This is a genomic window from Paenibacillus sp. TAF43_2, from assembly GCF_052113545.1.
Lineage (GTDB): Bacteria > Bacillota > Bacilli > Paenibacillales > Paenibacillaceae > Pristimantibacillus.
Window position 1 is genome coordinate 1 of sequence record NZ_JBFRDK010000288.1, and the last position, 4,713, is coordinate 4,713.

At 42.1% G+C, this 4,713-nt stretch carries 7 protein-coding genes; 4 read left to right on the forward strand and 3 right to left on the reverse strand.

The genetic code is table 11. From position 1 onward, the window contains the following. Nucleotides 1-481 (forward strand): hypothetical protein (locus tag AB4Z17_RS32035; RefSeq protein WP_441964360.1); only part of this gene is annotated, 481 nt, incomplete at its 5' end. Nucleotides 482-682: 201 nt separating this feature from the next. After that, nucleotides 683-1,426 carry an SDR family NAD(P)-dependent oxidoreductase gene (locus AB4Z17_RS32040; RefSeq protein WP_441964362.1) on the forward strand — a complete coding sequence of 248 codons (744 nt, stop codon included), beginning with the start codon at nt 683-685 and terminating at the stop codon, nt 1,424-1,426. A 61-nt stretch (nt 1,427-1,487) separates the two neighbouring features. Here AB4Z17_RS32040 and AB4Z17_RS32045 read toward each other — a convergent pair whose 3' ends face one another. Then, entirely contained in the window at nt 1,488-2,144 is a 657-nt protein-coding gene (locus AB4Z17_RS32045; protein WP_441964364.1) for a transmembrane-type terpene cyclase, read from the reverse strand. 247 nt (nt 2,145-2,391) lie between these two features. Further along, entirely contained in the window at nt 2,392-2,751 is a 360-nt protein-coding gene (locus AB4Z17_RS32050; RefSeq protein ID WP_441964366.1) for a YciI family protein, read from the reverse strand. A gap of 356 nt (nt 2,752-3,107) precedes the next feature. Here AB4Z17_RS32050 and AB4Z17_RS32055 point away from each other — a divergent pair, with 356 nt between their 5' ends. Together AB4Z17_RS32055 and AB4Z17_RS32060 are read left to right on the forward strand one after the other, a co-directional pair. Continuing rightward, nucleotides 3,108-4,022 (forward strand): GNAT family N-acetyltransferase, encoded by a 915-nt coding sequence (locus tag AB4Z17_RS32055; RefSeq protein WP_441909398.1) that lies wholly within the window; start codon nt 3,108-3,110, stop codon nt 4,020-4,022. A gap of 24 nt (nt 4,023-4,046) precedes the next feature. Next, nucleotides 4,047-4,493, forward strand: a complete 447-nt coding sequence (locus AB4Z17_RS32060) for a GNAT family N-acetyltransferase (protein WP_441964368.1) — start codon at nt 4,047-4,049, stop codon at nt 4,491-4,493. Nucleotides 4,494-4,555: 62 nt separating this feature from the next. Here AB4Z17_RS32060 and AB4Z17_RS32065 read toward each other — a convergent pair. Then, nucleotides 4,556-4,713, reverse strand: a 158-nt coding sequence (locus AB4Z17_RS32065) for an ankyrin repeat domain-containing protein (protein WP_441964370.1), incomplete at its 5' end; no start/stop codon positions are given.

Genomic DNA, 4,713 nt, shown 5'->3' on the forward strand with positions numbered 1-4,713 from the left:
TTATACGGAAGTAGTGAAACGAGCGGAACAATCGGGGAATAAAATGCTGGAGGATTTAGCAGGAAATTTGATGTTGGACGAGACGGCTACGTCTGATGCTGTGAAGTTTAAGCAGTTACTTGAAAAGGTGATAGATATTTCATTTCAAATTCTTTCTGACAATCCCCGGTACTTAAAAATATATGCTTGGGAGGCAGCAGAGGGATGGAAAACATGGGGCAGTATATCCAATCCTCCCGATGATGTTTCTCCATTTTATGAGATTGCGCTAGCTGCTAAGAACAACGGTATCATCCGGCAGGATTTGGAGCCGATTATGGTTCCAATCTTAATGATGAATGCGGTTATTCCGTTCTTGCAAACCTTCGAAAGGCTTAAAGATAAAAGAGATGAGATGACGTGGACAATGTCACAGGATGCTTTTAGAGAACAGGTTAAAAAGTTAGTCATATATGGAGTTATGGAGCCGAGCCGCCTTTAGTTTGATAAGGCGGATTTCTTTTAAATCATTTATAAATAACTAGTTAGTTTTAAAAATATTAATATATAGAAATCTCTTGTTAGCTTAAGAGGGTGGTGATGCTTAAAGAGAATAAATGCGGGAGCTGTTTAACGGGTTTTATCGGTATGTGAGAACGAAGAGTTTGAAACGATAAATGAACGAAAAGGGAGAATGATGGGGATGAGATTTGAGCAAAAAGTGGTAATCGTTACAGGGGGAGCAAGCGGTATCGGAGCAGTGACAGCACGATTATTTGCGGAAGAGGGCGCAAAGGTAGTTATAGCAGATTGCTCTGAGCAAGGGTTATTATTTTCGAATCAATGCAATGAAAGTGGACTGGATACCTATTTTATAAAAACAGATGTAACCCAAGAAAATGAAGTTATTCAGATGGTAGAGCAGACCGTTAAGCGATATGGCAAGCTTAATATAATGTACGCTAACGCTGGAATAGCAAAGGATGCGCCTGCAGACCAGTTAAGCTTTGAGGATTGGAAGCATACGCTCGATATTAACTTATCAGGTGTTTTTCTTTGCAACAAATATGCAATCAAGCAAATGCTATTGCAAGGAGATGGCGGTGCGATTGTTAACTGCGGTTCCATCCATAGCCTTGTAGGCAAAGCAAGAGTTACCGCATATGCAGCGGCAAAAGGCGGTGTCAATCTGCTTACAAAGTCTACAGCGATAGCGTATGCTGCTAGAGGCATCCGTATAAACGCCGTTTGCCCAGGTTATATTGAGACTCCGTTAATTGCGGAATTGAGTGAAGAAGCAAAAAAATATTTAACAGGATTACACCCAATAGGCAGATTGGGCAAACCAGAAGAGGTGGCGAAAGCCGTTCTATTTCTAGCTAGCGATGATGCCTCTTTTATTACGGGAACTAGCCTGATGGTAGATGGTGGTTACACAGCAGAATAAGCAGCCGGTATAGAAATCCGCTAGCGAAAGTTTACGCTTTCTAAGCTTTCGCTAGCAGGCATTAGGCATTGATATGCGGTGTTTTATTGATCATATGTTTGTGAACGGTTTTAATTGAAAGCCTATAAACAAGTAGGATATAAACAATGTCCAGTACAAGGATCAAAACATACATGATAAACAATAATAGAGATTGCGGAAAGAGCGAGAAGCAGAGGATCGAGGCGAATAAGGTACCTATCATTTTGAAATAAGCGATAGACAGGGATTGTCCCTTCAAATCTTTGATCATCAGCATTCGGATGAAGAGAATCGACATGAGCAGATTGATGCCAAAGGCCGAATAAATGCCCATCTTATCATGGAATTCAACCGCCATACCATAATGCAGCAGAAATGCGATCATAAGCAGCGCGAAAACAGAAGCGTGAATAACGCGTTTAGGATAGGTGCCTTTGGAATAGTAGAGGAATTGAAGCAGAATAATGCAGTCAAGCAGGAACCACACTAAGGTCCCGATTTGCTGAAGCGGGTGAAACGGCATAATAAAGGTAAATAGAAATTCCCAAGTAATATTTGCACATATGCAGGCGAGCGGCATTCCACAGGCTTGATCCTTAAACCCTTTGTAAATAACGAGAATATAGACGATCGTCCAAAATAGTGCTACCCCAAACATGAGAAGAAACTCTACTTTTAAAGGCAACAGATGCTCCATATAACGACAATCGCATCCTTTCTAATATGATTCGCCCAACTAGTACAGGCATCTAGCTTGTCTAACTATATGAAATTAGTATGTCCTGTAGACCCTTGAACGAAAAAAGGATAAAAATTGTTATGCTGAGTCAAAAGAAAGCTAGACTATTGTTAGTTGGAAAATGAGAAAGGAGATCGACAAGGATCTCCTTTCTCAAAACTTAGTGTTTTTAACAAATCAATAGCATGGTGAAGAGAGGATGCACTCACGCTTTCTTCTGCTCGACAACTTGTATACGAAGCTCCATTTCCTTTGCAAGGGTTTCGGGATTGTTCATTAAGTCTTCTGCCTCGAATACTTGTCGGAGCTCAATTACGCCTTGGCCAAATCCATGGGGATCCGGGAAACGAAGCGCCCATTCAACGGCTTCCTCTCTGGATTTGACCTCAATCAACGTGTAACCGGCAATTAATTCTTTGGCTTCCGTAAACGGCCCGTCTATCGCCTTCGGCTTGCCGCCGGGTTCCGGATAGGAAATCCGAATGCCGCTGGAGCTTGGCAGCAGTCCATCAGCAGCAAGCAAGACACCGGCTTTTACCAACTCCTCGTTAGATCGGCATCTCATCTACATCTGTGCAAAGTCTTTCGGAGTTTTGCGATCTGCTCATCGACAACAAATGGGGGCTCATGCAAGCCAGTTTCGTGATATTGGCTCCATTCGAAGCGGCCTGTAGGGCGAGAACTGCTCCAGATGACAGTCCCCAAACATATGCTGATCCGCCAGCCTCTTCAATCATCGCCTTCAGGTCATCGATTTCATGGATTGTGTCAAGGATTGAAAGGGATTTGCTATCTAAAGCGCAGGATTATTTGTTTATATCTATTTTATCCCTAGTATTTCTGATTTTCAGTAACTATGCTTAAATAGTTGTAGATCGTAAAAGGCGCAGCCGAATAGCAGTATGAAAGGAATGTATGCAAATGAGTATACAGAGCAGGCATTATAAAGTAGATGATTTTATCAGGGTTAGAGATTTTCTGAAAAATATATTTGGAAAATGGTCTGTTGGTCATGTGTTTTTGCCAGCCCGGTGGGAATATATCGTTTTTCATCCTAATATCCTTCCGCTGAAACAAGCTGGAGTGTTCGAACAAATCGGACTGTGGGAAGATGATGGAGAGATCGTAGCAGTTGCTCATTTTGAGAGCGAACTGGGCGAGGTATATTTGGATGTAGACCCGAATTATACATTCCTATATTCGGAAATGATTGAATACGCGGAAGCGAATTTATTTGAAATAAAAGAAGATGGCCGGAAAAGTATAGAGTTTCATGTGGATGAGAGCAATGAAACATTGAAAGCTTTATTAGAAGAAAGAGGATATATACGGGATGCTTCCCTCTATGAGGTTTACTCCGGCAGGTCAATCGTAGACGAGCTCCCTGATTTGAAGCTGCCTGAAGGGCTTAGCATAAGAAATATTCGAAAAAAAGAAGATGATGGACGCAGGCTGCGCGTTTTATGGCGCGGTTTTGATCATGCTGGCGAACCGGATCCTAAAGATTTATGGAAGTCAGGCTATATGCAGAGTGCACCTGGATATGATCCTTCTATAAATATCGTAATTGAAAATGAAGAAGGGAATTTTGTTGCGTATGCAGGGTTCTGGTATGATCATCTTAGTCGAGCAGCCTATATTGAACCTGTTTGTGTAGATCCGGATTACCGGCGTATGGGACTGGCAAGCATTGCACTTACGGAAGGAATGCGGAGATGCAGGCTTTTAGGTGCTGAAAATGTATATGTCGCATCGGATGCAGGTTTATATAAATCACTTGGATTCTCGCAGGTTAGTATTAGTTATTCCTGGTTAAAACAACTCTCTGACAAATGAGTGAATGAATACGGAGGATGAGTTATGATAAACAAAATTGTTCCCTATCAAGAAAACGATCACGATAAATTAGTGGATATTTGGTATCAGGCTGTGCGGCATACCCACACATTTTTGACAGATGAGGATATTGCATTCTATCATCAGATGCTTCAAAACGGTGCGTTAAAGGAAGTAGAGATTTGGGTAGAGATGAATGAAAACAAAATACCGACAGGGTTCATTGGGCTTAACGGAACAAAGGTCGAGATGCTTTTCGTACACCCCGATAACCACGGAAGGGGTATAGGCAGTCGATTAATAAAACATGCCGAAGCATTAAAAGGCAGCAATCTCCAAGTCGATGTCAATGAGCAAAACGAAGGAGCATTCACCTTCTACAAACGATATGGTTTTGTGCAGCGAGGACGATCTGAACTAGACAGTTCAGGACGACCATTTCCGATACTTCACTTAATATTAAAGCGTTGAAATAAATATACACAAGAACAACCCACTCCTCGCGGGTTGTTCTTGTATAAATTATCGTTCCGCTATCTCTGTGCACCAGCTTGCTGCAAGGCTTCAATCATTTTTTTAAAACCCCGGTTCTGGGCATGCTTCAGCGGGGTTACGCCTTCTGAATCCGCAAGATTTACATTAGCGCCGTGATCGATTAATAATCGTACGATCGCCTGATGGTCTGCTCCGC

What these genes read in the sequence shown, in the direction of transcription:
- AB4Z17_RS32040 (WP_441964362.1), top strand. Translation starts at nt 683, where the DNA reads ATGAGATTTGAGCAAAAAGTGGTAATCGTTACAGGGGGAGCAAGCGGT.
- AB4Z17_RS32045 (WP_441964364.1), bottom strand. Translation starts at nt 2,144, where the DNA reads ATGGAGCATCTGTTGCCTTTAAAAGTAGAGTTTCTTCTCATGTTTGGG.
- AB4Z17_RS32050 (WP_441964366.1), bottom strand. Translation starts at nt 2,751, where the DNA reads ATGAGATGCCGATCTAACGAGGAGTTGGTAAAAGCCGGTGTCTTGCTT.
- AB4Z17_RS32055 (WP_441909398.1), top strand. Translation starts at nt 3,108, where the DNA reads ATGAGTATACAGAGCAGGCATTATAAAGTAGATGATTTTATCAGGGTT.
- AB4Z17_RS32060 (WP_441964368.1), top strand. Translation starts at nt 4,047, where the DNA reads ATGATAAACAAAATTGTTCCCTATCAAGAAAACGATCACGATAAATTA.